This is a genomic window from Variovorax paradoxus, from assembly GCF_022009635.1.
Taxonomy (GTDB): Bacteria; Pseudomonadota; Gammaproteobacteria; order Burkholderiales; family Burkholderiaceae_C; genus Variovorax.
This window is the reverse complement of the sequence record NZ_CP091716.1, coordinates 6,237,862-6,263,592: the sequence shown is the minus strand read 5'-3', so window position 1 is coordinate 6,263,592 and position 25,731 is coordinate 6,237,862. Positions and strand designations below refer to the sequence as shown.

Sequence of the window (25,731 nt, the reverse complement as noted above, 5' to 3'; positions counted from 1 at the left end):
CCGCCATGAAAACACTTCAACAACGTTCCAATACGAGCCGGCGTGCCGGCGCGGGCTTCACGCTGATCGAAGTCATGATCGTGGTGGCCATCGTGGCGATCCTTGCTGCCATCGCCTACCCGGCGTACCAGCGGCAGATCCAGAAGTCGCGCCGCACCGACGCCAAAACAGCACTGCTGGATCTGGCGACGCGCCAGGAGCGCTACTTCACGATGAATAACACCTATGTAGGCGCGGCGGACAAGCTGGGTTACGGCGGGCCTTTCCCGCTCGACGTGCTTACCAGCGGCACCGCGTTCTATCAGCTCAACGTCACCGCGTCGTCGGCGACGGGCTTCACCGCCACCGCCACGCCCGTGAATGCGCAGGCCAGCGACACGTTGTGCGGCACGTACACCATCGACCAGCTCGGCACCCAGAGCAGCAGCGGAACCTTGGGCGCCGCCGCTTGCTGGTAACGGCTTGCCCGCAATGGGCTGATGCGATCAGTGCTTGTGATCGCTGTGCGCCGCAGCCGGCTGCGCTGACGCATTGAGCGCCCGCACCGGCGCCTTCACCTCCACCGTCTCGCGCTTGCCGTCCTTGCCTTCGAAGGACAGCGTCAGCGGCACGGTGTCGCCTTCCTTCACCTGCTGCTTGAGGTCGAGCAACATCACGTGATAGCCGCCGGGCTTGAGCTCGACGGTCTTGCCGGCGGGCACCTCGATGGCGGGAACCTGCCGCATCCGCATCACGTTGTCCTGCATGGCCATTTCGTGGACTTCGACCACGGGCGTGACGGGCGAGCTTGCGGACACCAGCTTGGTGTCTTTCGCCGCATTGATCTGCATGAACGCGCCGGTGGCCTTCTGCTGCGGCACGGTGGCGCGGACCCACGCGTCCTTGACGGTGACTTGCGCATGGGCGGAAGCCGCGGCGATGAGCGCGGCGGCGGCGAGGAGGGCGTGTGCGATGGGTTTCATGAAAAGAATCTCCTGGGTTTGAAGTGATGGCGAAGATCAGGCGGACGCCGATCCGAGGATCTGGCGAAGGTCTTGCGCGCATTCCTGCGCGCTCTGCTCGTGGCGCAGCACGAGGCGGATCTTTCCCTTGGGGTCGAACACGTAGCTGAAGGCGGAATGGTCCATGGTGTACGACGAACCGGTCGGCACCTTCTTGTAGAACACCTTGAAGTCCCGGGCGGTATCGCTGGTCTTCTGCAGGTCGCCGTAGAGGCCGATGAAGCTCGGGTCGAACGCCTGGGTGTAGGCCTTGAGCACCACTGGCGTGTCGCGCTCGGGGTCGACCGTGACGAAAATCACCTGCAGGCGCTCGCCGTCGGCGCCGAGCAGCCGCCTGATCTCGGCGGCGCGCACCAGCGCGGTAGGGCACACGTCGGGGCATTGGGTGAAGCCGAAGAACATCATCACGGCCTTGCCTTTGAAGTCGGCCAGCGTGCGCTCGCGGCCGTCGGGGTCGGTCAGGCGAAAGTCCTGCGCATATTTGGCGCCGCTGATGTCGATGCCGTTGAAGCTGGCGGGCAGCACCTTGCTGTCGCAGCCAGCGAGGGCCATTGCCGCGAGCGCGGTGCCGCCGGACAGCAGCAGGCCGCGGCGTGAAAGCGTGGAATGAGTCATGAGGAAAAAGCTCTCTGGCGCCCGTGCGCGAGCGCCGATCGATGCGTTGTGCGGGGACGCGCGATGCCATGAAGCTGCCCTCAGGCGAGGGCATCACGGACAGGCGCGAACGAACGAAACGGGAAGCGTCAGGAGAGCGAAGGAGGCCCGCGCGCCGGCAGGGGCGCCGCGGCGGCCGCTGCAATGTGCGCGGCTGGAACCGGCCGCACCGCATGGGACAGAGGCATGAGCACGGGCAGTTCGACCGTGGGTGTCACGGGCGGCGCGCCGGCCAGCACGCACAGCGGACAGTCCATATGGCCCATGCCCAGCTCTTGCGCTCCATCGTCGGTGTGCACGATGGCCTTGACCGCGCCGGCGCTCGAGCAGACCAGCTCCACGGCCTGGGGATGCACCACCGGCGACGCGATGGCCACGCCGAGGGACAGCGCGAACCACAGCAAGACCCAGCGGATCAGGCCTGCGCGGGCGGCAAGCATGGTCGGTGCGGGGCGGGAGGGGGCTGGCATCGGCGCGGATTATCCACCGAGGCAAGAAAAAAGCCTTGCAAGTCATTGACCTGCAAGGCTTTTATTGTTGGTGGCTCTTCACGGACTCGAACCGCGGACCTGTGGATTATGATTCCATCGCTCTAACCGACTGAGCTAAAGAGCCGTTCGGCATTGTTTGGTGCCGAGCCCAAAATTATAGCCCAGCTTTTTGCCCGAGTTCAACGGCCTGCGGTTTCTTCGAGTCGATTTTTGCCGGCCCGAACCCCGATGCGGTTCGTCGCACGTACAAGCTCAGGTGAAAATCCTCCGATGTCCGCGCTTCCCCGCGCCCCTTCCGCCAACAGCGCCACCGAGCGACAGGCCATGCCCGACGACCAGTTGATGCTGGCCTACGCGCAAGGCGATGCCGCCGCGTTCGACGTGCTCTACGCGCGCCACGAAGGCGGGCTGTTCCGCTTCGTCAAGCGGCTGCTGGGCGCGCGGCTGGCGGCGCAGGCCGATGAGGTGTTCCAGGACACCTGGGTGCGGATCATCTCTGCGCGCGACAGCTTCTCGCCGCAGGGCGCGACGTGGCGCACCTGGGCCTTCACCATCGCGCACAACCTCGCGATGGACCGCCTGCGCGTGAGCGGGCGCGAAGTGGCGCTCGACGCGCATCCCGACAACGACAGCGACCCCGTGCCCACGCTCGACCGCGGCGTGCGCGGCGCGGTGGACGCTGCCGCGCACCCGTCGGCCGAGGAACTCGCGTTCTGGCGCGCCGCGGGCCGCCGTTTGCTCGCCTGCCTCGACGAACTGCCGACCGACCAGCGTGCTGCGTTCCTGCTGCACCATGAAGACGGCCTGACCGTCGAGGCGCTGGCCGCGAGCCTGGAGATCGGGTTCGAGACCGTGCGCAGCCGCCTGCGCTACGGCCTGCAGAAGCTGCGCGGCTGCATGGCGCGTTACCTGGCGGTGCTGGAGCAGCGGGCATGAGCAGCACCACAGGCTTCGACCGCGACGACGGCGGCGACCTGCGCGATCCGGCGCTGCGCCGCGCGCTGGACCATGCGCCCGACAGCAACGCGACGCCCGATCCACGCACGCGCGATGCCATCCTGAAGATGGCGCACAACCTTGCCGCCACCGTGCCGGCTGCAAAGAACGCTGCCGCCAACAGCGCGAGCGCCGCGCCGTGGTGGCGCCGCGTGTTCGGGGGTGGCGGGGAGCCGCGTTCGCGCATGCCGTGGAATGCGGCTTTCGCGACGGTGCTGCTGGCGACTTTCGTGACGGTGCTCTGGCATCGCGAGCCGGTGCCGGATGCGCAGCTGGATGGCGAGGCGCGTGTTGCCGGCGCCGCGGCACCGGCGGCGGCCCCGCCACCAGCTTCTGCGCCGGCTCAACCCGCGGCAGAGGCCGCGCCTCCGGCCGAACCGCCAGTAGCCGCTGCGGCCGCACCTCAGCAGGCACCGCCGCCATCGGCTGCCGCAAAAAGAGCGCCTGCTGCTGAACAGAAACAAGCGCAGGCCCAGCGCGATGCTTTTTCCAAGGAAGCTCCTGGCATCGCTGGTGCAGATGCAGATACCGTTCGTCGCCCTGCGCCACCACCACCACCTCAGGCGGCTCCTGCGCCCGTCGCGCCGGCTCCTGCATCGCCTCCAGCCGCAGTGGCCGAGCAGGCCGCTCCCGCGCGCAGCGACGAGCAACGTGAAGAGCGCGTAGAAAACGAACGCCGCCGCGCCTATGCCGTCGAGGCCCCGGCATCGGCCGTAGCGCCCGCGCCCAGCGTCGCGCCGCCACCACCTGCGCCGATTGCTGCACCTGCTCCGGCAGCAGCAGCGGCCGCCCCGCAGTACCAGGGCGGCAGCCCGAGCGCGGACGCCTCAGGCGCGCTGCGCGCCCCCGCATCACGTGCCGCAGCCCCCAAGGCGGTCGCACGGAGCGAAGGCGCCACGGCCTTCACGGCCCTGGATCGATGGACATCCTTCAGCTTCACAGGCCCGGGTGCCGACGTGCGCCACGAGCGCGGCGACGTCGAAGGCTTGCCCGCGCTCGTCGGCACGGTGGCCCGTTCGGCCGCGGCAGGCGACGAGCCGCTCGTCGCACCGGTCGAGGCGCGCCTGTCGCTCTATCGGGGCAGCACGCTCGTCGCCGTGCTGGAGATTGCTGGCGGCCAGGTGCGCTGGACACCGCAGCCCAACGGCAGCGCGCTCGTCGGCACGCCGCCCGCGCAGGCGCTCGACGCGCTGCGCTCGCTGCTCACGCGCTGAGCACGGCCGGCAGCCCGGCGCGCGCCGGAATCAGGCGTTCTTGAAATCCGGCTGACGCTTGTTCAGGAAAGCGTCCATGCCTTCCTTCTGGTCGACGGTGGCGAACAGCGCGTGGAACAGCCGGCGCTCGAACATCACGCCGTCGCTCAGGCCGCCCTCGAAGGCGCGGTTGACCGATTCCTTGGCCGCCATCACCGAAATCTGCGAGTAGCCGCAGATGATCAGCGCCGCGCCCAGCGCCTCGTCGGCGAGTTTCTCGAAAGGCACCACGCGGCTCACGAGGCCGGCGCGCTCGGCTTCGGCCGCGTCCATCATGCGGGCCGTGAGCACCATGTCCATGGCCTTGCTCTTGCCCACCGCGCGCGGCAGGCGCTGCGTGCCGCCGGCGCCGGGGATCACGCCGATCTTGATCTCGGGCTGGCCGAACTTCGCGTTGTCGGCCGCGATGATGAAGTCGCACATCATCGCCAGCTCGCAGCCACCGCCCAGCGCGAAGCCGGCCACCGCGCCGATCACCGGCTTGCGAATGGAGCGGATGGTTTCCCAGTTGCGCGTGATGTAGTCGCCCTTGTAGGTGTCGATGAAGCTGTACTTGGCCATCGCCGCGATGTCGGCGCCGGCCGCGAAGGCGCGCTCGCTGCCCGTGAGGATGATGCAGCCGATGGCATCGTCCGCGTCGAAGGCCTTCAGGGCCTGGCCCAGCTCGGTCATGAGCGCGTCGTTCAGCGCATTCAGGGCCTTGGGGCGGTTGAGGGTGATGATGCCGACCTTGCCTGCTTCGGTCCGCACTTCGATGTTTTCGTAGCTCATGGTGTCTCCGGGGAAGGGGAAGAAAAACGCGCTTCACTATACCCAGCATGGCCGGCGCGGTGGCAGGGCATGGCGAGTTCCCATAGAGTGCCCGCCATGAGTTCCAACTACGCCTACCTGTTCGTTGCCATCGTGGCCGAAGTGATTGCCACCAGTTTCCTCAAGGGCTCGGACGGTTTCACCCGGCTCTGGCCCACGCTGGCCTCGGTGGCCGGCTACGTGGTCGCGTTCTTTTTCCTCTCGCTCACGCTGCGCACCATTCCGACCGGCATCGCCTATGCGATCTGGTCGGGCGTGGGCATCGTGCTGATCTCGCTCGTGAGCTGGCTGTGGTTCGGCCAGAAGCTCGACGGGCCGGCGATCGCGGGGCTCGGGCTGATCATTGCGGGCGTGGTGGTGGTGAACGTGTTCTCGAAGTCGGTTTCGCACTGACCATCGCAGGGTCTTCAGTTGAGAATTGCTCTCATCTAGAATGCCCGCCATGGAGTTCCCGATGCAAGAACATGCCGTGTTGCTGCGGGCCTATGCCAGGGCACAGGAGCGTTGCTCGCGCCTGCTGGCCGAGCAGGCCGCGCTGATCGAAAGGCTCGAGGCGCAGATCGTCCGTTTGCGCGGCGCGCTGGTGGCGCGCGATTCAGCCATTGTCATCGTGCGCGAGGAACTGGCCGCGCGCGCCGCGGCGGGTGCGGCCCTGCCCAAGCGGCTGAATGCGCTGCTGTCGCCGGGCAGCCGGCGCCACCTGCGGCCGCCCCGGCCGGAGGCGCCCGCCGACCTGCGCGAGAAAGCCGTGCTGTGCGTCGGCCATGACGACGAGGCGCCTTCGCTCGCTCGCCAGCTGGTGGAGATCGCAGGAGGACGCTACCTGCACCACGATGGCGGGGAAGGCGATGCGGACGACCCCGCCGCGCTCGAAGCCAGCCTGCGTGCCGCCGACCTCGTGATCTGCCAGACCGGCTGCGTGAGCCACGACGCCTACTGGCGTGTGCAGGACCATTGCCGCAGGACCGGCAAACCCTGCGTGCTGGTCGGCGAGCCGCAGCCGATGATGTTCGTGCGGCACCCGGCCGCGGCCGAAAACGCCTAGCCGGCCAGCCAGCCTGCCACCTTGGTGGCGTCGTGCGCGAACAGGCGCCAGGTGGTCGCATTTGTCGGCAGCGCCAGCGGCAGCCTGATCAGCTTGCGGTCCCGCGCCACGATTGCCGTGCACTTCGTCGCGTCGCCCAGGTACAGCGCCAGATCGTCGAGCTTGGCGATGCGCCAGGCTTGCGCCGGCCGCTGCTGGCCCCGCTTGCCGACGGCAGGCAGTTCGATGCCGATCCACTCGTCGTTCGCCGAAAAGCCGGCCTTCTCGGCGGGGCCACCGCGCAGCACCACCTTCACCTGCACGCTGCCGTTGGCTTCGGCCACGCGCAGGCCCAGCGCCTGAGCCTGCTGCGAAGGGTCTTCCAGCGTGGCCACGCCGTGCGCGCGCAGCAGCTGCGCGAGCGGAAGCTCCTCGGTCGAATGCACCCAGCGCGCGAGTTCCACCGCATACGAACGGCCGCTCACTGCCTCCAGCGCGGCGGCAATGTCGGCTTCGCTGATCGGCCCGCCGCCGCCGTGCGTCCACAGGTGGCGCATCACGTCGTCGAGCGTGCCTTTGCCTTCGTGGCGCAAGGTGAGGTCGAAGCACAGCGCCACCAGCGCGCCCTTGGTGTAGTAGCTCACCGTGCTGTTGGGCGTCTGTTCGTCCTGGCGGTAGTACTTGACCCAGGCATCGAAGCTCGCGTCGGCCACCGGCTGCACCAGCCGGCCCGGCGTCTGCATGACCTGGTTGATGGTCTTGTTCAGCAGGCGCAGGTAGGCCGCGTCGTCGATGCGGCCGGCGCGGCGCAGCAGCAGGTCGTCGTAGTAGCTGGTGAAGCCCTCGAAGAACCACAGCAGCTGCGTGTAGTTTTCCTGGCTGTAGTCGTAGCGCGCGAACTCGCCGGGCCGCATGCGCTTGACATTCCATGTGTGGAAGTATTCGTGGCTGATGAGGCCCATCAGCGTGGTGTAGCCCTCGGGCTGCTTCTTCTTTTCGCCGCGCTGCGGCAGGTCGCGGCGGTTGCAGATCAGCGCGGTGGAGTGGCGATGCTCGAGGCCGCCGTAACCGTCGTCCACGGCGTTGAGCATGAACACGTAGCGGTCGATCGGCAGCTTCGGGCCGCCGCGCTTGCCGGCCTTGTCGCCATGCCAGAAGCGCATCTCGGCTTCGCAGATGGCCTTGGTGTCGGCGATGAGCCTGTCGCCGTCGAACGAGGCCGCGGCGCCCGCGACCACGAAGCGATGCGGCACGCCGCAGGCCTCGAATTCGGCGCTCCAGAACGCGCCCATCTCGACCGGACTGTCGGCCAGCTCGTCGTAGCCGGCGGCCTGGTAGCTGCCGAAGCCGTGCCTGTCGGCCTTGAGCGGCACGAGCGCCGTGGCGCAGGACCAGCGCGGGGCGTCGTCGGCCAGCACGGGCGCGACGATTTCCAGCGCATGCGGCGCATCGGTCTGGCCCTCGACCCGCAGGCACACGCTGGTGCCGTTGAAGAAGCCGCGCTCGGCATCGAGCCAGGCGGTGCGCACCGAGTTGTCGTAGGCGCAGACCTGGTAGTTCAGCACCAGCGGCTGGCCGGGCGTGCATTCGACCAGCCAGCTGCATTTGTCGAGCTGTGTCAGCGTCGGCTTGCGGCGTCCCTGCGTGGCGCGCAGGCCCTGCAGGTTCTTGGCGAATTCGCGCACCAGGTAGCTGCCCGGAATCCACACCGGCAGCGACACGCGCTGCCGCGCGGCGGGCGCGTCGATGGTGAGCGTCACGCCGAACAGGCGCGCATGGAGGTCCGCGCATTCGACGCGAAAACGAACGCCGGCCACTGGCGCGGCAACGGCGGCGGCACTGCGCCGCACAGGAGCCTTCGCCGCCATCAGCTCGACGAAGCGGCGAGTTGCTTCTCGACCTGCTCTGCGGGAATGGCGCCGGGCGTGCGTGTGCCGTCGCTGAAGATCAGCGTGGGCGTGCCGGTGATGTTGTACTTGCGGCCGAACTCGACGTTGCGCTGCAGCGCGGTCACGTCGCAGCTGCTCGGCGCGGTGGTGGGCTTGGTGCTGGATTCCATCCAGTCGCCCCAGGCCTTGCCCTTGTCCTTGCTGCACCAGATGTCGCGCGACTTGATGTTCGAATCGGGGCCGAGCACCGGGTACAGGAACAGGTACACGGTCACGTTGTCGACCGTCTTCATGTCCTTCTCGAAGCGCTTGCAGTAGCCGCAGTTCGGGTCTTCGAACACCGCGAGCTTGCGCTTGCCGTTGCCGCGCACGATCTTGATCGAGTCCTTCAGCGGCAGTTGGTCGAAGGCGACGGCGCTGAGTTTCTCGACGCGTTCCTCGGTCAGGTTCTTGCGCGACTTCACGTCGATCAGGTTGCCCTGGATCAGGTAGTTGCCCTGCTCGTCGGTGTAGAAGATCTGCGAGCCGTTCACGCGCACTTCGTAGAGCCCCGCGATCGGCGACTTCGACACTTCGTCGATGGCCGGGAACTGCGGGATGCGCGAGGGCAGGTTCTTGCGGATCTCGGCTTCGCCGGCCGTGGCGGCCACGACGGCGCCCAGCGTGCAGGCGGCGAGTAGGAGGTTGCGTGCGAGTGTCATCGGAAGATCCGTTGGTTCGATTCGAGAAGAAAGCAGGGCGTCAGGCCTTCAGGCCCATCGCCTGCGCCGTGATCCAGTGCTTGACGAGGCGCGTGCGGTCGAAACCGCGCATGCCCCAGTTGCGCAATGCAGGCAGTGGACCCAGGTTGTGCGAGAAAAGTTGCTGCAATCCGTCGGTCGCCAGGCTCATCTGCAGCACGTCGGCGCGGCGGGCGCGCTCGTAGCGGCGCAGCAGGCGGGCGTCGCCCACGCTGCGCCAGTAGTCGCGGTTGCGGATCACGTCGGCCAGCGCGGCCGCGTCGGCCAGGCCCAGGTTCAGGCCCTGGCCGGCCAGCGGATGCACCGTGTGGGCGGCGTCGCCCGCCAGTGCCCAGGAGCGGGTCGGCTGGCCGGGCATGGCGCCGGTCCATCGGTCGGCGATGGCACGGGCCAGCGGCCAGGCGCCGCGCTCGCTCGTGAGCTTGAGCGCGCCGAGCGCCGCGTGGCTGGCCTCGGTGACGGCGGCGTTGAATTCCTCGTCGGCTTGCGCCAGCAGGGCCGGCGCGCGCAGCTGGTCGACCGACCAGACCAGCGCGACCGTCTTGCCGTGCACGCCGCCCAACGGCAGCAGCGCGAGCACTTCGCCCTTGTCGTTGAACCACTGGCGCGCGATGCCGTCGTGCGACTGCTCGGCCTCGAGCCGGGCGGCAATCGCATGCTGGGGATAGCGGGTGACTTCGTAGCTCACGCCGAGCGCCTCGCGCGTGGTGCTGGCCTTGCCTTCGCACACCACGGTGAGCGGCGCGGCCACGGGCTCGGTCACGACCTCGATGAGGGGCTGGAAGCGCACCGCGTCGGCCAGTTGCTGTTCGAGCGCGGGCACGTCGACGATCCATGCCAGCGCGTCGACCTTCTGGCGCGCGGCGCTGAACTGCACCCGGCCGCCTTCGTCGCCGTGCACCAGCATTTCGTGTACCGGCGTGGCGTGCGCGGCGTCGGGCCAGGCGCGCAGCGAATCGAGCAGCGTGCGGGAGGCGGTGTTCAGCGCATAGGCGCGGATGTCTTCCTTGCCCTGAGCGGCCGGCGGCACCACCAGCGCGACGCGCACACGCTCGCGCGCGAGCAGCAGGGCCAGCGTACGGCCGACGATGCCGGCGCCGCGAATGCAAACTTCTGGAGGGAGGGCCATCGAACAATTGTATGGACTACGCCCGCGCCCCGAGGTGGCACCTCCGCGATGCGGGACAATTGCCGCCGATTTCCAAGGAACCCCACCGTGTCCCAGCCCGCTTTCGACCTCGAAGCCACCATCGCGCGCCTGTTCATCTACCCGGTCAAGTCCTGCGGCGGGGTCGAGCTTCCCGAAATGCTGCTGACCGAGACCGGCCTGGAGTTCGACCGGGCCTGGATGGTGGTCGACGCCCAGGGCGAGTTCGTCACCCAGCGGCAGCTGCCGCGCATGGCGCTGATCAAGCCGCAGATGAAGCACATGGAAGTGGTGCTGCGCGCGCCCGGCATGCTGGCGCTGCACCTGGCCTTCGACCGCGTCGAAAAGCCGGTGCGCGTGCGCGTCTGGAAAGACGAAGTGGCGGCCTACGACATGGGCGACATCGCCGCCCAGTGGTTCAGCGATTTCCTCTCGGAGCCCGGCAAGCCGCAGACCCTGCGCCTCGTGCGCTTCGACCCCGAGCAGAAGCGCCTGTCGAGCCTGAAGTGGACCGGCGGCATCGAGGCCGAGAACCAGTTCGCCGACGGCTACCCGGTGCTGGTGGCGAGCGAAGGCTCCTTGGCCGACTTGAACGCTCGCCTGGCGGCGGCGGGCCACGACGCGGTCGGCATCGAGCGCTTCCGTCCCAACATCGTGCTGGCGGGCATGGAGTCGCACGACGAGGATCGGGTGGAAGCGCTGCACATCTCCACCGGCGAGGGCGGGGCCGAACTGCGCCCCGTCAAGCCCTGCACCCGCTGCCCGATCCCGGACATCGACCCGGCCACCGCCCTCAGCAGCCCCGAGGTCGGCGACATGCTGCGCACCTACCGCGCCGATCCGCGCGTGGACGGCGGCATCACCTTCGGCATGAACTGCATCGTGATCCAGGGCGTGGAGCACATGCTCAAGGTCGGCCAGCCGGTGGGCGCGAACTACAAGTTCGAATGACGGTCGGCGCCCGGGCGGCGCTTCAGAACTTCACGCCGGCGATCAGGATGATGTTCGCGTAGGGCGTGCACTCGCCCGTACGCACCATGGCCCGCGCCTTTGCCGTGCGGCGCTTGAATTCCTCGTGCGACACCGTCTGCGGCGCAATGCCCAGCGACTGCGGATACCAGCCCGGCAGATTCTTCGCGTCGTCCAGCGCCTCGCCGGCCACCACGATGCCTTCCACCTGCATCTCCGACAGCACCGCCTCCAGCACGTCGCAGAGTTGCGGCACGCCCCGCGCCACGGCCAGGTCGATGCGGCGCGGGCCGTCGGGAATCGGCAGGCCGGCGTCGCCCAGCACGAGCATGTCGCCGTGGCCCAGCGAGGCGATCACGTGGGAGAGTTCGGCGTGCAGCAGGGCGGTTCGTTTCACAGCGTGATCCAGTCGGGAGGCAGCGGGCTGCGCAGCACGGCGTCGCGCTGCGGAATGGAGGGTTGGGCGCCGGGCTGCTGGATGCACAGCGCCGCGGCGCGGATGCCCAGGCGTACGGCCTCGTCGAAGGACTGGCCTTCGCCCAGCGCGACCGCGAGCGCGCCCAGGAATGTGTCGCCGGCGGCGGTGGTGTCGACCGCCTGCACCTTGGGCGCGGGGTGGTGCCGCGCGCCGTCGGCGTCGACCGCCACGGCGCCGCGCGCGCCCAGTGTGACGACCACGCGCGCGATGCCCTTGGCGCGCAGCGCCCGGCCGGCCGCGGCGGCTTCCAGCGGGCTGTCGGCGGGCTGGCCGCACAGCGTCTGCGCCTCGATCTCGTTGACGACCAGCGTGTCGATCCGCTGCCACAGCGGCTCGGCAATGGGCTGCACCGGCGACGGGTTCAGCAGCACCTTGCAGCCCGCGCCGTGCGCGGCGGAAATCGCGCGCGCGACCTGGTCCAGCGGTGTCTCGAACTGCGCCACCAGGAAGGCGGCGCCCTGCACCTGGCGCTTGAGCGCGGCTTCGTCGATCTCTACCCTGGCGTTGGCGCCAGGGATCATCACGATGCGGTTCTGGCCGCTGTCTTCCACGAGGATCAGCGCGGTGCCCGTGGGCTCGCCGGCCACGGTGCGCAGCGCGGCGGTGTCGATGCCGTCGCGCTCGAGCGCCTCGCGCAGCGCGGTGCCGTGGGCGTCGTCGCCAACGCAGCCGATCATCTGCACCTGCGCGCCTTCGCGCGCGCAGCTCACGGCCTGGTTCGCGCCCTTGCCGCCGGGAATATTGGCGATCGAATGGCCCAGCAGGGTCTCGCCCGCGGCCGGCGCATGCGGCACGCGCAGCACCAGGTCCATGTTGAGGCTGCCGAGCACCACGATGCGGGGTGACGGGGCCGGGCTGCTGGAAGAAGGCTTCAGGCTCACGGGGTGCGGGACTTTCGGGTTTCCGTTGACGATGGTGTTTCGGCGGCGGCGGGCACGACGGTGGCTTCGCGGAAGCTGGCGTGGCGCGCGGTCGATGCGCGCACCCGCAGCTCGGGTTGCAGCACCACCTTGCGCGCGTCGCGCCGCTTGCCGCCCATCTGCTCGAGCAGCATGTCGACCGCCATCGCGCCGATGCGCTCCTTGGGCTGGGCCACGGTGGTGAGCGGGGGGCTCGTGTAGGCCGAGAGTTCGATGTCGTCGAAGCCCACGATCGACAGGTCGTCGGGCACGCGCACGCCGCTTTCATGCGCCGCGCGCAGCGCGCCGATGGCCATCAGGTCGTTGCAGACGAACACGGCCGACGGCTTGCGCTCGGTGCGCAAGATGGCGTGCATGGCCTCGTAGCCGCCCTGGCTGGTGAAGCCGCCGCGCCACAGCAGCGCGTCGCCGTTGGCGATGTCGGGCGTGGCGCCGGCTTCGGCCAGCGCCATGCGCCAGCCTTCGATGCGTTGCTCGCTCGGCATCACGCCCGCCTGCCCGCCGATGCAGGCAATGCGCTTGTGGCCCAGCGACAGCAGGTGGCGCACCGCGAGCAGGCCGCCCTGCATGTGCGCGGTCTCGACCAGGTCGCAGGCCGGGTCGGCGATCTCGCGGTCGACCAGCACCGTGGGCACGCGCAGTCCGTGCAGCTGCTTGACCAGCGCGTCGTCGTCGCCGGTGCCGGTCAGCACCACGATCAGTCCGTCGATGCGGCGCTCGGCCAGCACCTGCAGGTAGACGCTCTGGCGGTGGGGCTCGTCGTCGGTGTTGCACAGCACCAGCGTGTAGCCGGCGCCGAAGCAGCGGTCTTCCACGATGCGCACGATCTCCGCGAAGTACGGGTTCGAGCTGTTGGGAATGAGCATGCCCAGCGTCGAGGTGGTGTTGCTCTTCAGGCTGCGCGCCATCGCGTTGGGCACGTAGCCCAGCTCGCGGATGGCGAGTTCCACGCGTTCGCGCACCTTGGCGCTCACGTGACGCGTGTCGTTGACCACGTGCGACACGGTGGTGACGGAGACCTCCGCTTGCAGCGCGACATCCTTGATGGTGGCCATGGCTCTTTCTGTTCTCTTGAAGGGGGTGGTGCGTCGTCAGTCCAGGCGGCGGTCGGCCCGGCGCTGGCGCAGTGTGTCGATGATGACCGCGACCACGATCACCGCGCCGGTGATGATGCGTTTGCTCGGCTCGCTCGCGCCCACTTGCGCGAGCCCCGCTTCCAGCACCGCGATGATCAGGACGCCGAAGAAGGTGTTGACCACCGAGCCGCGCCCGCCCATGAGGCTGGTGCCGCCGATGACCACGGCCGCGATCACCTGCAGCTCGATGCCCACGCCGGCGTTCGGGTCGGCCGCTTCCAGGCGCGCCGACTGCATGAGGCCCGCGAGACCGGCCAGCAGCCCGGTCACCGCGAACACGATGATGCGGACGGGCCGCGGATCGACGCCCGCCAGGCGCATCGCTTCTTCATTCGTGCCGATGCCCACCACGTGGCGGCCGAACACGGTGCGCGTGAGCACCATCTGCCCGATGACGACCAGCACCACCGCCAGCACGAAGGCGGCCGAGATGCCGCCGATCCACGGCGCGGCCAGGCCCGAAATGGCGTCGCCGACGTACTGCGTGCGCGAATCGGTCACCAGGTAGGCGCCGCCGCGCACCGCCTCGAGCATGCCCAGCGAAACGATGAAGCTCGGCAGCCGCCAGGCCACCGACACCGCGCCGGTGACCGTGCCGCAGATCAGACCAGTGGCGAGGCCGAGCACCGCGGCCAGCGGCACCGACAGCTTCCATTCGAGGATGGCGGCCGCGGTGACGGCCGCGCTGAGCGCCAGCACAGAGCCGACGGACAGATCGATGCCCGCGATGATCAGCACGAAGGTCATGCCGACCGCCATCACGGCCAGCGCGGGAATCTCGTTGGCGATGGAGACGAAGGTCTCGCGCGTCAGGAAGTATTCGCTCAGCGACCCGAAGAGCGCGATCATGCCGACGAGCACGACTGTCAGGCCCAGGTAGGTGCCGAGCTGGCCCTTGAGCGCGGACGGCGAGGCGGAGGTGGTCGGTGTAGCGGCAGCGTTCATGGTGTGTCGGCGGAGACCGGGGTCGAGTCGGGGGCGGCAATGGAGGCGGGCGGCGCGGGCGCCACGGAAGCGGCGGGTGCCAGTGTGGGGGCGGCGGCGCGTCCGGTCGCGTCGCTGAAGGCCGCGGCCAGCAGCGATTGTTCGGTCCATTCGCCACGCTCGAAAACCGCGACGAGGCGGCCGGCGCTCATCACGCCGATGCGATCGCACATGGCCATCAGTTCGCGCAGGTCGCTCGACACCATCAGCAGCGCCTTGCCGGCGTCGGTCATGCGGTCGAGCTCGGCGTACAGGTCGGCGCGCGCGCCCACATCCACGCCGCGCGTGGGTTCGTCCAGCAGCAGCACCTTGCATTCGCGGTGCAGCCAGCGCGCGAACACCACCTTCTGCTGATTGCCGCCGCTGAGCGTGGCAACGGGCTGCTCGATGCTGCGCGAGCGGATGCGCAGCAGCTCCACCAGCTTCTGCGCAATGCCGCGCTCCTTGGCGCGCTGCAGCCAGCCGGCGCGGGAAATGGCGCCCAGGTCGCTCAGCGTGGCGTTGACGCGGATCGATTGCGTCAGCAGCAGGCCCTGCGACTTGCGGTCTTCGGTGACGAGGCCGATGCCGGCGCGGATGGCCTGCATCGGCGAGCGCCAGCCCTTGCGTGCCTGCTGCACGGGCTGGTCGTTCTCATAAAGGGTGATCTCGCCGCGATCGGCGCGGTCGGCGCCGAACAGCAGCCGCACCAGCTCGGTCCGGCCCGAGCCGACCAGGCCGGCCAGGCCCATGACTTCGCCCGCGCGCAGGTCGATGTCGACGTCGCGCACGACCTGCGCCCGGCCGATGCCGCGCGCGCTCAGCAGCACCGGGCCGGCGGTGCGGCGCTCGCGGCCTTCGTGTTCATGCACCGCGCGCCCGACCATGCGCTGCACCAGCTCGGATTCGCGCACGCCGGCCATGGCGCGCACGTCGACCAGCCGCCCGTCGCGCAGCACCGCCACGCGGTCGGCGATGCGCTGAAGCTCTTCGAGGCGGTGCGACACGTAGACGATGGCCACGCCGCGCGCCTTCAGCAACTCGATCTGCTCGAACAGGTGCGAGGTTTCGCGCGGGGTGAGCATGGCAGTGGGCTCGTCGAGCACCAGCACGCGCGTGTCGTCCTGCAGGTTGCGCGCGATCTCCACCATCTGCTGCTGGCCGATGCCCAGCCGCGCGACGGGCGTGGCAGGGTCGATGTTCTGCATGCCGATCTTGGCGAGCTGGCGCGCGGCCAGCTCGTTCAGCTTGCCGCGGCGGATCCAGCCGGTCTTGCTGGGCAGGCGGTCGAGCAGCAGGTTCTCGGCCACCGAGAGCGTGGTGACGAGGCCCAGCTCCTGCATCACCATGCGCACGCCCAGCCGTTCGGCGTCGCGGCGCGAGCCGGGCGCGAAGGGCTGGCCGTCCAGCAGCATCTGGCCGCGCGTGGGCTGCACCAGGCCGCAGACGATCTTCGACAGCGTGCTCTTGCCGGCGCCGTTCTCGCCCGTGAGGGCCAGCACCTCGCCGGCATTGAGCACGAGCGAGACGTCGTCCAGCACCGGCGCCGCATAGTCCTTGCCCATCGTGCTCAGCGAGAGCACGGGCTGGGCGCGGTTGTCGTTCATTGCGGCGGGTGCGGTCAACGGAGGCTCTTTTCTTCTGTCGGGAGATTGTTTTTTACTTGGACGACTTGGTGACCAGCACCACGTCGGTCTTCACTTCAGCGGGCATTTCCGACTGCTTCTTCTTGTCGGCGATGGCCTTCAGCGCGGTCTCGATGCCGAACACCGCCTGCTTGGCGGCGAACTGGTCGGCCGTGGCCAGCACGCGGCCGTCGGCCAGCATGGGCTTGATGGCGCCGATGTTGTCGTAGCCCACGACCAGCACCTTGCCGGTCTTGCCAGCGGCCTTGACCGCGGCCACGGCGCCCAGCGCCATGCTGTCGTTGCCGGCGAGCAGGGCCTTCAGGTCGGGGTGCTCGCGCAGCATGCCGGCGGCCACGGTATTGCCCTTGTCGATTTCCCACTGGCCCGACTGCACGCCGACCACTGTCACGCCGGCCGCCTTCATGGCGTCTTGATAGCCCAGCGTGCGCTGCTGCGCATTGAAGGTGGTCGACACGCCTTCGATGATGCCGACCTTGTCGCCCGACTTCAGTTCCTTGGCCAGCGCGTCGCCCACCAGCTTGGCGCCGGCGCGGTTGTCGGGGCCCACGAAGGGCACCTGGATGCCCTTTTCCTTGAGGGCGGCGGCGTCGAGCTGGTTGTCGATGTTGACCACCAGGATGCCCTTGTCGATGGCCGTCTTGATGACCGGCACCAGCGCCTTCGAATCGGCCGGCGCGATGACCAGCGCGTTGATCTTCTGCGCCACCATCTGCTCGACCATCTTGATCTGGGCGGCGGTGTCGGTCTCGTCCTTGATGCCGTTGGCCACCAGCGTGTACTGGGCGGCATTGGCCTTCTGATGCGCCTTGGCGCCGTCTTCCATGGTGCGGAAGAACTCGTTGGCCAGCGACTTCATGACCAGCGCGACCTTCGGCTTGTCCTGGGCGAAGGCGGGCGTCGCGACGATGGCGCCCAGGAGCGTCAGGGCGGCAGCGCTTTGCAGGGTACGGCGGGTGAACTTCATGGTGAATGTCTCCTGAGGTGGTTGATCAGAGCGGGACGCCGGTCTTTGCCGGGGGCTCCGATATTACCGAAGGGAAACGTTTGCGCAAACGTTTGCCGGTCGGTGCTAACCCTGATGTTCAGGGCAGCGGAATGCGGGTCCGAAGACCTGTCGCAGGGGCGTGCCACCATGGTCGCCTAAAATTCGCGGTTACCCAAGAGGACCCCCCATGAGTTTGCAATGCGGCATCGTCGGCCTGCCCAACGTCGGTAAATCCACCCTTTTCAATGCGTTGACCAAGGCCGGCATCGCGGCGGAAAACTATCCCTTCTGCACCATCGAGCCCAACGTGGGCGTGGTGGAAGTGCCCGATCCGCGGCTCGACCAACTCGCCGAGATCGTCAAGCCCGAGCGCGTGGTGCCCGCCATCGTCGAGTTTGTCGACATCGCCGGCCTGGTGGCCGGTGCCAGCACCGGCGAAGGCCTGGGCAACAAGTTCCTGGCGCACATCCGCGAGACCGACGCCACCGTCAACGTGGTGCGCTGCTTCGACGACGAGAACGTGATCCACGTCGCCGGCAAGGTCGACCCCATCTCCGACATCGAAGTGATCCAGACCGAACTCTGCCTGGCCGACCTGGCCACGGTCGAGAAGGCGCTGCACCGCCACACCAAGGTTGCCCGCTCCGGCGACAAGGACGCGCAGAAGCTGGTCGGCCTGCTCGAGCGCTGCCAGGCCGCGCTGAACGAGAACACGCCCGTGCGCGCGCTCGAGTTCACCAAGGAAGAGCAGCCGCTGGTCAAGAGCTTCACGCTGATCACCGCCAAGCCCGCGATGTTCGTGGGCAACGTGTCGGAAGACGGCTTCGAGAACAACCCGTACCTCGACCGCCTGCGCGAATACGCCGCCAAGCAGGGCGCGCCCGTGGTCGCCATCTGCGCCAAGATCGAAGCCGACCTGGCCGAGATGGACGACGAAGACAAGAAGATGTTCCTCGCCGAAATCGGCCAGGAAGAACCGGGCCTGAACCGCCTGATCCGCGCCGCCTTCAAGCTGCTGGGCCTGCAGACCTACTTCACCGCCGGCGTGAAGGAAGTGCGCGCCTGGACCATCCACATCGGCGACACCGGCCCCCAGGCGGCCGGCGTGATCCACGGCGACTTCGAGAAGGGCTACATCCGCGCCCAGACCATCGCCTTCGAGGACTACATCGCCTTCAAGGGCGAGCAGGGCGCGAAGGACGCGGGGAAGATGCGCTCGGAAGGCAAGGAATACGTCGTCAAGGATGGCGACGTGATGAATTTCTTGTTCAGCTCGTAATAGGGCTCGCCCCCAGGCTGCGCGCACTTCGTGTCGCTTCGCCTTCCCCCTGCCGGGGGCAACACCTGAGGCCTGGCGGAGCCGGTTCCTCGGTGTTTCTCACATGGATCCGTGCGTTTTCGAGGGGCGTTGGATAGACTCCGCGCGCCCTGTCTCTTCCAAGGCCCGCCTCATGCTCACCGTCCACCACCTCAACAACTCGCGCTCGCAGCGCGTGCTCTGGCTGCTCGAAGAACTCGAGCTGCCCTACGAGATCGTCCACTACCAGCGCGATCCGCAGACCATGTTGGCGCCCGCTTCGCTGCGGGCCGTGCATCCGCTGGGCAAGTCGCCGGTGGTGACGACGGATGACGGGCTCACGCTCGCGGAGTCGGGGGCGATCGTGGAGACGCTCATCGAGCGCTTCGGCAACGGCCGCCTCGCGCCCGCGCCGGGCACGCCTGATGCGGTGCGCTATCGCTACTGGCTGCATTTCGCCGAAGGCTCGGCGATGTCGCCGCTGCTGCTCAAGCTGGTGTTCGACCGCATCGAGACCACCAAGATGCCGTTCTTCGCGAAGCCGATCGCCAAGGCCATCGCGAGCAAGACGAAGTCGGCGTTCATCAATCCGAACATCGTGAGCCACCTGAATTTCATGGAGGCCGAGCTCGGCAAGAGCGAGTGGTTCGCGGGCGACGCGTTCACCGGCGCCGACATCCAGATGAGCTTCCCTGTCGAGGCGGCGCAGGCGCGCGGCGGACTCGACGCGAAGCGGCCGAAGCTCATGGCCTATCTGGAGCGCATCCATTCGCGCCCGGCGTACAAGCGCGCGCTCGAGCGCGGCGGCCCCTACGGGCTGCTGAGCTGATCCCCGGCGAGCGAAAGCCGCTCAGAAGACCTGCAGCAGCGCCACCGTCATGGTGACGTAGCGCAGGAACTTGCCGATCGCCATGTAGGCCACGCACTGCCAGAACGGCAGCTTGAGCCAGCCCGCCACCGCGCACAGCGGGTCGCCCACCACCGGCAGCCAGCTCAGCAGGCAGGCCTTGGGTCCGAGCCGCTCGAGCCAGCCCAGAACCCGCACATGATGTTTCGAGTGCGAGTATTTGTCGGCCACTTTGTGCGCGGCGTAGCCCATCCACCAGTCGACCGCGCCGCCCAGCGTGTTGCCCACGGTGGCCACCGCGATGGCCGGCCAGAACAATTCCGGGTTGAGCTTGAGCAGGCCGAAGAGCACGGGCTCGGAGCCCACCGGCAGAAGGGTTGCCGAGATGAACGCCGCGACGAACAGGGTCGAGAGACCGTACTGCGGCAGCGCCAGCAGCGCCATGAGGGAGTCGAGCCAGGCTTGCATAAGGTCGCGCAGTATAGGCAGCGCTCACGTCGCCGGCGCGTGGGAGAAGGCCCCGGCGCGCACCCGTGTTTACACCGGTACCCAGGCGCAAATCGTTTCAGTCGCTGAAATGCCACGTGGCTACAATCGTGCCTCATTTTTCAGCAGCCGAACGCGCACCGCTTCTTCCCAAATGACCCTGCAGATCGGCACCCACACGCTGGAAAACCGCCTGTTCGTCGCGCCCATGGCCGGCGTGACGGACCGGCCCTTCCGCATGCTGTGCCGTGCGCTGGGCGCGGGCTACGCGGTCAGCGAGATGGTGACCTCGCGCAAGGAGCTGTGGGGCACGCTCAAGACCTCGCGCCGCGCCAACCACGACGGCGAGCCGGGCCCCATCGCGGTGCAGATCGCCGGCACCGACGCCGACATGATGGCCGAGGCCACGGTCTACAACATCGAGCGCGGCGCGCAGATCATCGACATCAACATGGGTTGCCCGGCCAAGAAGGTCTGCAACAAGTGGGCGGGCTCGGCGCTGATGCGCGACGAGCCGCTGGCGCTCGAGATCGTGCAGGCGGTGGTCGATGCCGCGCGGCCCTTCAACGTGCCGGTCACGCTGAAGATGCGCACCGGCTGGAGCCATGACCACCGCAACGCGGTGAAGCTGGCGCGCGACTTCGAGTCCGCCGGCGTGCAGATGCTCACGGTGCACGGCCGCACGCGCGAGCAGGGCTACAAGGGCCATGCCGAGTACGACACCATCGCCGCCGTGAAGGCCGCGGTGCGCGTGCCGGTGGTGGCCAACGGCGACATCCGCTCGCCCGAGAAGGCGCGCGACGTGCTCGCGGCCACCGGCGCCGACGCGGTGATGATCGGCCGCGCCGCGCAGGGCCGGCCCTGGATCTTTCGCGAGATCGCGCATTTCCTGGAAACCGGCACGCACCGCGCGCCGCCGCTGGTGGCGGAAGTGCGCCGCTTGCTGCTCGACCATCTCGTGGAGCACTATGCGCTGTACGGCGACTACAGCGGTGTGCGCACGGCGCGCAAGCACATCGGCTGGTACGTGCGCACATTGCCGGAGGGCGAGGCGTTTCGCGCGCGCATGAACACCATCGAGGACTGCGGCGAGCAGCTGCGCGCGGTCGGCGACTATTTCGACGGGCTGGCGGACCGCATGGAACGCATGCCCGTGCAGCACGAGGCAGACAACGAACTGTCTGGTGAAGAGGAGGCGGCTTGCGCCGTCGATTGAAAAAAGAGAAGAAGCAATGAGCAAGAAACACATCGAGGACTGCGTGCGCACCAGTCTGGACAGCTACTTTCGCGATCTGCGCGGCACCGAACCCGACGGCATGTACGAAATGCTCGTGCGGGTGGTCGAGAAACCCCTGCTCGACGTCGTGATGACGCGCGCCGAGGGCAATCAATCCAAGGCCGCGCAATGGTTGGGCCTGAATCGCAACACCCTTCGCAAGAAGCTGGTCGAGCACAAACTTTTGAAATAACTCCACGGCATATCCCATGGCCCAGACTGCACTCATCTCCGTATCCGACAAGACCGGCATCCTTGAATTCGCCCAGGCGCTGCATGCGCTCGGCATCAAGCTGCTGTCCACCGGCGGCACCGCCAAGCTGCTGGCCGACGCCGGCCTGCCGGTGACCGAAGTCGCCGACCACACCGGCTTTCCTGAAATGCTCGACGGCCGCGTGAAGACGCTGCACCCGAAGATCCACGGCGGCCTGCTGGCGCGCCGCGACCTGCCCGCGCACGTTGCCGCCATCAAGGAACACGGCATCGACACCATCGACCTGCTGATCGTCAACCTCTATCCGTTCGAAGCCACCGTGGCCAAGCCCGGCTGCACGCTGGAAGACGCGATCGAGAACATCGACATCGGCGGCCCGGCCATGGTGCGCAGCGCGGCCAAGAACTGGAAGGACGTCGGCGTGCTGACCGACGCCTCGCAATACGCCGTGGCGCTGGCCGAACTGAAGGCCGAAGGCAAGCTCAGCGACAAGACCAAGTTCGCGTTCTCGGTGGCCGCGTTCAACCGCATCGCCGACTACGACGGCGCCATCAGCGACTACCTCTCGGCCATCGACTTCGACGCCAGCATCGGCCAGCCCGCGCCCAAGCGTTCGCTGTTCCCGGCGCAGAGCAACGGCCGCTTCGTGAAAGTGCAAGACCTGCGCTACGGCGAGAACCCGCACCAGCAGGCCGCGTTCTACCGCGACCTGTACCCGGCGCCCGGTTCGCTGGTGTCGGCCAAGCAGCTGCAAGGCAAGGAGCTGAGCTACAACAACATCGCCGACGCCGATGCGGCGTGGGAATGCGTCAAGAGCTTCGATGTGCCGGCCTGCGTGATCGTCAAGCACGCCAACCCCTGCGGCGTGGCCATCGGCAAGGACGCGGCCGAAGCCTACGGCAAGGCCTTCAAGACCGACCCGACCTCGGCCTTCGGCGGCATCATCGCCTTCAACCGCCCGGTCGACGGCGCCACCGCGCAAGAGATCGCCAAGCAGTTCGTCGAAGTGCTGATGGCGCCGGGCTACACGCCCGAGGCGCTCGAAGTGTTCCAGGCCACCAAGGCCAAGCTCAACGTGCGCGTGCTCGAGATCGCGCTGCCCAAGGGGGGAACCACCGACTGGGACAACGGCCGCAACGCCATGGACGTCAAGCGCGTCGGCTCGGGCCTGCTGATCCAGACCGCCGACAACCACGAGCTCGCGATTGCCGACCTCAAGGTCGTCAGCAAGAAGCAGCCCACGCCGCAGCAACTGCAGGACCTGCTGTTCGCATGGAAAGTCGCGAAGTACGTCAAGAGCAACGCGATCGTCTTCTGCGCCAACGGCATGACCATGGGCGTGGGCGCGGGCCAGATGAGCCGCCTCGACTCCGCGCGCATCGCCAGCATCAAGGCCGAGCATGCCGGCCTGTCGCTGAAGGACACGGCAGTGGCCAGCGACGCCTTCTTCCCGTTCCGCGACGGCCTCGATGTGGTGGTGGACGCGGGCGCGAGCTGCGTCATCCAGCCGGGCGGCTCGATGCGCGATCAGGAAGTGATCGACGCTGCCGACGAACGCGGCGTGGTGATGGTGCTGTCGGGCGTGCGTCACTTCAGGCACTGAAAGCGCTGCCGCTCCGTCAAGGGGCGGCACGCCATTCCCAAGAAAAAGGCCGGCAACGCTGCCGGCCTTTTTCTTTGGTGTCGACGTCGGCTACTCGTGGTTGCCGAAGCGGTATTTCAGCTGGAAGGTGACCGCGCCATACAGCCGGTTCTTGATCGTCGGCACGTAGGCGATGTTCAGGCCCCAGTTCTTGCCTTCGATGGCCGCCACCGGAAGGATGGCCGGGAACCAGTTGCCGTTGCGGTAGTTGGGGTAGCCGTCGAAGCCGCCCACCACCGCGCCGAACTTCACGCCGTAGAACTCGACGGGCAGTACATACAGCCCGAGGTAGTTCGACTGCCGGCGGTCGCTGTTGCGGAAGGTGCCGGCCGTGACGCGGTACGTGTCGTTCAGCGGGTACTCGAAGCCCAGGCCCTGGTTGACGTTCTCCAGCCCCTTGCCGCCGTCGAAGTGCGCCGAATAGAAGCCGGGGTTGATCCAGATCTTCTTCAGGTCGAACGACGACGATGAAGAAGAAGGCTCGGAGGACTGCGCAAGTGCGAGGCCGGGAAGAAGAGAAGCGAGGAGTGCAGCGCTCAACACCGGCAACATGCGCAGGGAGATCATGGGCTAAGGGGTCCTGAAGATTTGTTTTGCGGCTTCGATGGTCGCGGCGATGTCGTCGTCGCTGTGGGCTGCGCTCACGAAGCCAGCCTCGTAAAGCGCGGGGGCAATATACACGCCGCGATCGAGCAAACCGTGAAACAACGCATTGAATTTTGCGTTGTCGGTTGTCATCACGGTGGCATAGTTTTGCGGCAAGTCCTTCATCAGGAAGAAGCCGAACATGCCGCCTTCGCTGTCGGCGTTGAAGGGCTGGCCCTCGGTGGCCGCGGCGGCCTTCAGGCCGTCGACCAGCGAGCGCGTTTTCTTGCCGAGCGCTTCGTAGAAGCCGGGCTTGGCGATTTCCTTCAGCGTGGCCAGGCCGCAGGCCGTGGCCACCGGATTGCCCGACAGCGTGCCGGCCTGGTAGACCGGGCCCAGCGGCGCGAGCTGCTCCATGATCGCGCGCGGACCGCCGAAGGCCGCCAGCGGCATGCCGCCGCCGATGACCTTGCCCAGCACCGTGAGGTCGGGCTTGATGCCCAGTACGCCTTGCGCGCCGTGCAGGCCCACGCGAAAGCCGGTCATCACTTCGTCGAACACCAGCAGCGCGCCGTGCTGCGTGCAGAGTTCGCGGCAGCGCCTGGCGAACTCGGGCGTGGCACGCACGAAGTTCATGTTGCCGGCGATGGCCTCGATCATCAGGCAGGCGATGTCCTTGCCGTGCAGCGCGAAGGCTTCTTCCAGCTGCTGCAGGTTGTTGTACTCGAGCACGATGGTGTGCTGCACCACCTCGGGCGGCACGCCGGCCGAGGTCGGGTTGCCGAAGGTGGCAAGGCCGGAGCCGGCCTTCACGAGCAGCGCGTCGGCATGGCCGTGGTAGCAGCCCTCGAACTTGACGATGCTCTTGCGGCCGGTGGCGCCGCGTGCCAGGCGCAACGCGCTCATGGCTGCCTCGGTACCGGAGCTGACCAGCCGCACCATTTCCATCGACGGCACCAGCGCGAGGATGGCCTCGGCCAGTTCGATCTCGCGCTCGGTCGGCGCGCCGTACGAGAAGCCTTCGAGCACGGCCTTCTGCACCGCCTCGACCACGGCGGGGTGGCCGTGGCCCAGGATCATCGGGCCCCACGAGCCGATGTAGTCGATGTAGCGCTTGTCGTTGGCGTCCCAGAAATAGGCGCCTTGCGCGCGCTGGATGAAGCGGGGCGTGCCGCCCACGGCCTTGAAGGCGCGCACGGGCGAGTTGACGCCGCCGGGGATCACGGCGCGGGCGCGTTCGAAAAGGGTGTCGTTGCGGTCGGTCATCAGTGGCGGGTGTCGTGGGGGGGGAGGGCGAAGTCCGGAGCGGCATCCGGGTCTTCATCGTCTTCGTCGTCTTCCGGTTCGGCCCAGAAGAGGCGGTCGGGCAGCACATGGCCCATGCCGGGGCGAAAGCCCGCGTCCAGGCAGCGGTCCATGTAGGCCAGCGCTTCGGTGGTCGCGGCCACCAGGTCGGTGCCGCTGGCCAGGAGGGCCGCCAGCGCGGCCGACAGGGTGTCGCCGGCGCCGGTGAACACGGCCTCGAGCCGTTCGTACTTTTCGCTGGTGAGTACCGACTGCGGCGAGGCCAGCACGTTGTCGATGAACTGGTCGGGCAGCACGAGGCCGGTCACCAGCGTGTAGGCCACGCCGAACTCTCCGGCGGCCTTGGCGATGTCGCGCGCAGTGGGCGGCCGCTCCCCGTTCCAGTCCGGCAGCAGCCAGCGCCACAGGGTGCTGTGGTTTCCTACCAACACGGTTGTCTGGGGCAGAACGAGCTCGCGGAAAGCGTCCAGGTAGGGCTCGATCAGGTTCTCGTCCCACCACGACAGGTTGGGCATGTAGGCCACCACGGGCACGTCGGGGTAGTCGGCGGCGGTCTCGGCGATGGTGCTCAGCGCGTCCGGCGTGCCGACGAAGCCCACCTTGATCAGCTGGACCTCGACGTCCTCGAGGATGGAGCGCGCCTGCTCGGCGATGGCTTCCTCGTCGAAGGAGAAGTGGTCGAAAATCTCGGCCGTGTCCCGGGCGTAGGCGCCGGTGACGACGGGCAGCACATGGGCCCCCACCGAGGACATGGCCAGTGCGTCCGCGCCCAGCCCGCCCGCGCCGCTGGGATCGCTGGCGTTGAACACCAGCACGCAGGGCGGATTCAGGTCGCGCTCGGCGACCTCGTCCTCGGCCTGCGAGGGGTCGTTAAGATCGCCGGGTTTGCGGGCGTTATCTGCTGGAAGTAAGTAGATGGTCATACGCCGGGCTCCATCCCCTGGATGGTGGCATAGGCGCGACGTTTACAGTCC

28 protein-coding genes and 1 tRNA gene are annotated in these 25,731 nt (G+C 68.0%); 11 read left to right on the top strand and 18 right to left on the bottom strand.

Annotated elements, in window-relative coordinates:
• Positions 1-5 precede the first annotated feature (5 nt).
• Positions 6-458: a type IV pilin protein gene (locus tag L3V85_RS29245; RefSeq protein WP_237676131.1), complete on the top strand. Its 453-nt coding sequence runs from the start codon at positions 6-8 to the stop codon at positions 456-458.
• 27 nt (positions 459-485) lie between these two features.
• Here the strand turns inward: L3V85_RS29245 and L3V85_RS29240 are convergent, their stop codons facing one another.
• The 4 genes from L3V85_RS29240 to L3V85_RS29225 all read right to left on the bottom strand — a co-directional run bounded on the left by L3V85_RS29240 (position 486) and on the right by L3V85_RS29225 (position 2,270).
• Entirely contained in the window at positions 486-962 is a 477-nt protein-coding gene (locus L3V85_RS29240) for a copper chaperone PCu(A)C (protein ID WP_237676130.1), read from the bottom strand.
• A 36-nt stretch (positions 963-998) separates the two neighbouring features.
• Positions 999-1,616, bottom strand: a complete 618-nt coding sequence (locus tag L3V85_RS29235; protein ID WP_237676129.1) for an SCO family protein — start codon at positions 1,614-1,616, stop codon at positions 999-1,001.
• Positions 1,617-1,744: 128 nt separating this feature from the next.
• Complete coding sequence (locus L3V85_RS29230) at positions 1,745-2,125, bottom strand: DUF2946 family protein (protein WP_237676128.1); 381 nt, start codon at positions 2,123-2,125, stop codon at positions 1,745-1,747.
• A gap of 68 nt (positions 2,126-2,193) precedes the next feature.
• A tRNA-Met gene (locus tag L3V85_RS29225) sits at positions 2,194-2,270 on the bottom strand.
• Between the two features lie 146 nt (positions 2,271-2,416).
• Between L3V85_RS29225 and L3V85_RS29220 the strand changes: the two genes are divergently transcribed.
• Together L3V85_RS29220 and L3V85_RS29215 are read left to right on the top strand one after the other, a co-directional pair.
• Complete coding sequence (locus L3V85_RS29220; protein ID WP_237676127.1) at positions 2,417-3,082, top strand: sigma-70 family RNA polymerase sigma factor; 666 nt, start codon at positions 2,417-2,419, stop codon at positions 3,080-3,082.
• Complete coding sequence (locus L3V85_RS29215) at positions 3,079-4,356, top strand: hypothetical protein (protein ID WP_237676126.1); 1,278 nt, start codon at positions 3,079-3,081, stop codon at positions 4,354-4,356. The genes L3V85_RS29220 and L3V85_RS29215 overlap by 4 nt, the downstream gene beginning before the upstream one ends.
• A 30-nt stretch (positions 4,357-4,386) precedes the next feature.
• Here L3V85_RS29215 and L3V85_RS29210 read toward each other — a convergent pair whose 3' ends face one another.
• Positions 4,387-5,166 carry an enoyl-CoA hydratase gene (locus L3V85_RS29210; RefSeq protein WP_237676125.1) on the bottom strand — a complete coding sequence of 260 codons (780 nt, stop codon included), beginning with the start codon at positions 5,164-5,166 and terminating at the stop codon, positions 4,387-4,389.
• A gap of 96 nt (positions 5,167-5,262) precedes the next feature.
• On the opposite strand from L3V85_RS29210, the gene L3V85_RS29205 reads away from it, so the two are divergent.
• Both L3V85_RS29205 and L3V85_RS29200 read left to right on the top strand, forming a co-directional pair.
• Positions 5,263-5,598, top strand: coding sequence for an SMR family transporter (locus L3V85_RS29205; protein WP_093130430.1), 336 nt, complete (start codon positions 5,263-5,265; stop codon positions 5,596-5,598).
• 61 nt (positions 5,599-5,659) lie between these two features.
• Positions 5,660-6,250, top strand: a complete 591-nt coding sequence (locus L3V85_RS29200) for a DUF2325 domain-containing protein (protein ID WP_237676124.1) — start codon at positions 5,660-5,662, stop codon at positions 6,248-6,250.
• On the opposite strand, the gene L3V85_RS29195 is transcribed toward L3V85_RS29200, so the two are convergent.
• From L3V85_RS29195 to L3V85_RS29185, 3 genes are read right to left on the bottom strand one after another with little or no spacing between them, the layout of a single operon-like run.
• Entirely contained in the window at positions 6,247-8,097 is a 1,851-nt protein-coding gene (locus L3V85_RS29195; RefSeq protein WP_237676123.1) for a M61 family metallopeptidase, read from the bottom strand. The two genes, L3V85_RS29200 and L3V85_RS29195, sit on opposite strands and share 4 nt — an antisense overlap.
• Positions 8,097-8,819: a DsbC family protein gene (locus L3V85_RS29190; RefSeq protein WP_237676122.1), complete on the bottom strand. Its 723-nt coding sequence runs from the start codon at positions 8,817-8,819 to the stop codon at positions 8,097-8,099. The genes L3V85_RS29195 and L3V85_RS29190 overlap by 1 nt, the downstream gene beginning before the upstream one ends.
• Before the next feature lie 40 nt (positions 8,820-8,859).
• Positions 8,860-9,987 carry an FAD-dependent monooxygenase gene (locus L3V85_RS29185; protein ID WP_237676121.1) on the bottom strand — a complete coding sequence of 376 codons (1,128 nt, stop codon included), beginning with the start codon at positions 9,985-9,987 and terminating at the stop codon, positions 8,860-8,862.
• A gap of 87 nt (positions 9,988-10,074) precedes the next feature.
• Between L3V85_RS29185 and L3V85_RS29180 the strand changes: the two genes are divergently transcribed.
• The gene (locus L3V85_RS29180; RefSeq protein WP_237676120.1) at positions 10,075-10,956 is read left to right on the top strand and encodes an MOSC domain-containing protein; all 882 of its coding nucleotides are present in this window, start codon (positions 10,075-10,077) and stop codon (positions 10,954-10,956) included.
• Between the two features lie 22 nt (positions 10,957-10,978).
• Here the strand turns inward: L3V85_RS29180 and rbsD are convergent, their stop codons facing one another.
• From rbsD to L3V85_RS29150, 6 genes are read right to left on the bottom strand one after another with little or no spacing between them, the layout of a single operon-like run.
• Positions 10,979-11,371: a D-ribose pyranase gene (gene rbsD / locus L3V85_RS29175; RefSeq protein WP_237676119.1), complete on the bottom strand. Its 393-nt coding sequence runs from the start codon at positions 11,369-11,371 to the stop codon at positions 10,979-10,981.
• Positions 11,368-12,333, bottom strand: coding sequence for a ribokinase (gene rbsK, locus L3V85_RS29170; RefSeq protein WP_237676118.1), 966 nt, complete (start codon positions 12,331-12,333; stop codon positions 11,368-11,370). Before rbsK ends, rbsD begins: the two co-directional genes overlap by 4 nt.
• Positions 12,330-13,427: a LacI family DNA-binding transcriptional regulator gene (locus L3V85_RS29165; protein WP_237676117.1), complete on the bottom strand. Its 1,098-nt coding sequence runs from the start codon at positions 13,425-13,427 to the stop codon at positions 12,330-12,332. Before L3V85_RS29165 ends, rbsK begins: the two co-directional genes overlap by 4 nt.
• A 36-nt stretch (positions 13,428-13,463) precedes the next feature.
• On the bottom strand, positions 13,464-14,453 hold the full coding sequence (locus tag L3V85_RS29160) for an ABC transporter permease (protein WP_237676116.1): 990 nt from the start codon (positions 14,451-14,453) through the stop codon (positions 13,464-13,466).
• Positions 14,450-16,078 (bottom strand): sugar ABC transporter ATP-binding protein, encoded by a 1,629-nt coding sequence (locus L3V85_RS29155; protein ID WP_237680673.1) that lies wholly within the window; start codon positions 16,076-16,078, stop codon positions 14,450-14,452. The genes L3V85_RS29160 and L3V85_RS29155 overlap by 4 nt, the downstream gene beginning before the upstream one ends.
• Before the next feature lie 52 nt (positions 16,079-16,130).
• Positions 16,131-17,084 carry a sugar ABC transporter substrate-binding protein gene (locus L3V85_RS29150; protein WP_237676115.1) on the bottom strand — a complete coding sequence of 318 codons (954 nt, stop codon included), beginning with the start codon at positions 17,082-17,084 and terminating at the stop codon, positions 16,131-16,133.
• A gap of 208 nt (positions 17,085-17,292) precedes the next feature.
• On the opposite strand from L3V85_RS29150, the gene ychF reads away from it, so the two are divergent.
• Both ychF and L3V85_RS29140 read left to right on the top strand, forming a co-directional pair.
• Positions 17,293-18,384: a redox-regulated ATPase YchF gene (gene ychF / locus L3V85_RS29145; RefSeq protein WP_237676114.1), complete on the top strand. Its 1,092-nt coding sequence runs from the start codon at positions 17,293-17,295 to the stop codon at positions 18,382-18,384.
• Between the two features lie 172 nt (positions 18,385-18,556).
• Positions 18,557-19,231, top strand: a complete 675-nt coding sequence (locus L3V85_RS29140; RefSeq protein WP_237676113.1) for a glutathione S-transferase — start codon at positions 18,557-18,559, stop codon at positions 19,229-19,231.
• 21 nt (positions 19,232-19,252) lie between these two features.
• On the opposite strand, the gene L3V85_RS29135 is transcribed toward L3V85_RS29140, so the two are convergent.
• Positions 19,253-19,717, bottom strand: a complete 465-nt coding sequence (locus tag L3V85_RS29135) for a YqaA family protein (RefSeq protein ID WP_237676112.1) — start codon at positions 19,715-19,717, stop codon at positions 19,253-19,255.
• A 172-nt stretch (positions 19,718-19,889) separates the two neighbouring features.
• Between L3V85_RS29135 and dusB the strand changes: the two genes are divergently transcribed.
• From dusB to purH, 3 genes are read left to right on the top strand one after another with little or no spacing between them, the layout of a single operon-like run.
• The gene (gene dusB, locus L3V85_RS29130; protein ID WP_237676111.1) at positions 19,890-20,951 is read left to right on the top strand and encodes a tRNA dihydrouridine synthase DusB; all 1,062 of its coding nucleotides are present in this window, start codon (positions 19,890-19,892) and stop codon (positions 20,949-20,951) included.
• Between the two features lie 16 nt (positions 20,952-20,967).
• A complete protein-coding gene (locus L3V85_RS29125) occupies positions 20,968-21,204 on the top strand; it encodes a Fis family transcriptional regulator (RefSeq protein WP_007838304.1) in 237 nt (78 codons plus the stop codon).
• Between the two features lie 16 nt (positions 21,205-21,220).
• Complete coding sequence (purH, locus tag L3V85_RS29120; protein WP_237676110.1) at positions 21,221-22,828, top strand: bifunctional phosphoribosylaminoimidazolecarboxamide formyltransferase/IMP cyclohydrolase; 1,608 nt, start codon at positions 21,221-21,223, stop codon at positions 22,826-22,828.
• A 90-nt stretch (positions 22,829-22,918) separates the two neighbouring features.
• Here purH and L3V85_RS29115 read toward each other — a convergent pair whose 3' ends face one another.
• The 3 genes from L3V85_RS29115 to thiD are packed head-to-tail and all read right to left on the bottom strand — an operon-like array spanning position 22,919 to position 25,680.
• On the bottom strand, positions 22,919-23,434 hold the full coding sequence (locus tag L3V85_RS29115; RefSeq protein WP_237676109.1) for a hypothetical protein: 516 nt from the start codon (positions 23,432-23,434) through the stop codon (positions 22,919-22,921).
• Between the two features lie 3 nt (positions 23,435-23,437).
• Positions 23,438-24,718 carry a glutamate-1-semialdehyde 2,1-aminomutase gene (hemL, locus tag L3V85_RS29110; protein WP_237676108.1) on the bottom strand — a complete coding sequence of 427 codons (1,281 nt, stop codon included), beginning with the start codon at positions 24,716-24,718 and terminating at the stop codon, positions 23,438-23,440.
• On the bottom strand, positions 24,718-25,680 hold the full coding sequence (thiD, locus tag L3V85_RS29105) for a bifunctional hydroxymethylpyrimidine kinase/phosphomethylpyrimidine kinase (RefSeq protein ID WP_237676107.1): 963 nt from the start codon (positions 25,678-25,680) through the stop codon (positions 24,718-24,720). The genes hemL and thiD overlap by 1 nt, the downstream gene beginning before the upstream one ends.
• Positions 25,681-25,731 lie beyond the last annotated feature (51 nt).

What these genes read in the sequence shown, in the direction of transcription:
- L3V85_RS29135 (WP_237676112.1), bottom strand. Translation starts at nt 19,717, where the DNA reads ATGCAAGCCTGGCTCGACTCCCTCATGGCGCTGCTGGCGCTGCCGCAG.
- hemL (WP_237676108.1), bottom strand. Translation starts at nt 24,718, where the DNA reads ATGACCGACCGCAACGACACCCTTTTCGAACGCGCCCGCGCCGTGATC.
- dusB (WP_237676111.1), top strand. Translation starts at nt 19,890, where the DNA reads ATGACCCTGCAGATCGGCACCCACACGCTGGAAAACCGCCTGTTCGTC.
- purH (WP_237676110.1), top strand. Translation starts at nt 21,221, where the DNA reads ATGGCCCAGACTGCACTCATCTCCGTATCCGACAAGACCGGCATCCTT.
- L3V85_RS29150 (WP_237676115.1), bottom strand. Translation starts at nt 17,084, where the DNA reads ATGAAGTTCACCCGCCGTACCCTGCAAAGCGCTGCCGCCCTGACGCTC.
- L3V85_RS29245 (WP_237676131.1), top strand. Translation starts at nt 6, where the DNA reads ATGAAAACACTTCAACAACGTTCCAATACGAGCCGGCGTGCCGGCGCG.
- L3V85_RS29240 (WP_237676130.1), bottom strand. Translation starts at nt 962, where the DNA reads ATGAAACCCATCGCACACGCCCTCCTCGCCGCCGCCGCGCTCATCGCC.
- L3V85_RS29140 (WP_237676113.1), top strand. Translation starts at nt 18,557, where the DNA reads ATGCTCACCGTCCACCACCTCAACAACTCGCGCTCGCAGCGCGTGCTC.
- L3V85_RS29210 (WP_237676125.1), bottom strand. Translation starts at nt 5,166, where the DNA reads ATGAGCTACGAAAACATCGAAGTGCGGACCGAAGCAGGCAAGGTCGGC.
- L3V85_RS29185 (WP_237676121.1), bottom strand. Translation starts at nt 9,987, where the DNA reads ATGGCCCTCCCTCCAGAAGTTTGCATTCGCGGCGCCGGCATCGTCGGC.
- L3V85_RS29190 (WP_237676122.1), bottom strand. Translation starts at nt 8,819, where the DNA reads ATGACACTCGCACGCAACCTCCTACTCGCCGCCTGCACGCTGGGCGCC.
- L3V85_RS29235 (WP_237676129.1), bottom strand. Translation starts at nt 1,616, where the DNA reads ATGACTCATTCCACGCTTTCACGCCGCGGCCTGCTGCTGTCCGGCGGC.
- ychF (WP_237676114.1), top strand. Translation starts at nt 17,293, where the DNA reads ATGAGTTTGCAATGCGGCATCGTCGGCCTGCCCAACGTCGGTAAATCC.
- L3V85_RS29155 (WP_237680673.1), bottom strand. Translation starts at nt 16,078, where the DNA reads ATGAACGACAACCGCGCCCAGCCCGTGCTCTCGCTGAGCACGATGGGC.
- L3V85_RS29220 (WP_237676127.1), top strand. Translation starts at nt 2,417, where the DNA reads ATGTCCGCGCTTCCCCGCGCCCCTTCCGCCAACAGCGCCACCGAGCGA.
- L3V85_RS29125 (WP_007838304.1), top strand. Translation starts at nt 20,968, where the DNA reads ATGAGCAAGAAACACATCGAGGACTGCGTGCGCACCAGTCTGGACAGC.
- L3V85_RS29200 (WP_237676124.1), top strand. Translation starts at nt 5,660, where the DNA reads ATGCAAGAACATGCCGTGTTGCTGCGGGCCTATGCCAGGGCACAGGAG.
- L3V85_RS29115 (WP_237676109.1), bottom strand. Translation starts at nt 23,434, where the DNA reads ATGATCTCCCTGCGCATGTTGCCGGTGTTGAGCGCTGCACTCCTCGCT.
- thiD (WP_237676107.1), bottom strand. Translation starts at nt 25,680, where the DNA reads ATGACCATCTACTTACTTCCAGCAGATAACGCCCGCAAACCCGGCGAT.
- L3V85_RS29195 (WP_237676123.1), bottom strand. Translation starts at nt 8,097, where the DNA reads ATGGCGGCGAAGGCTCCTGTGCGGCGCAGTGCCGCCGCCGTTGCCGCG.
- L3V85_RS29160 (WP_237676116.1), bottom strand. Translation starts at nt 14,453, where the DNA reads ATGAACGCTGCCGCTACACCGACCACCTCCGCCTCGCCGTCCGCGCTC.
- L3V85_RS29165 (WP_237676117.1), bottom strand. Translation starts at nt 13,427, where the DNA reads ATGGCCACCATCAAGGATGTCGCGCTGCAAGCGGAGGTCTCCGTCACC.
- L3V85_RS29215 (WP_237676126.1), top strand. Translation starts at nt 3,079, where the DNA reads ATGAGCAGCACCACAGGCTTCGACCGCGACGACGGCGGCGACCTGCGC.
- L3V85_RS29230 (WP_237676128.1), bottom strand. Translation starts at nt 2,125, where the DNA reads ATGCCAGCCCCCTCCCGCCCCGCACCGACCATGCTTGCCGCCCGCGCA.
- L3V85_RS29205 (WP_093130430.1), top strand. Translation starts at nt 5,263, where the DNA reads ATGAGTTCCAACTACGCCTACCTGTTCGTTGCCATCGTGGCCGAAGTG.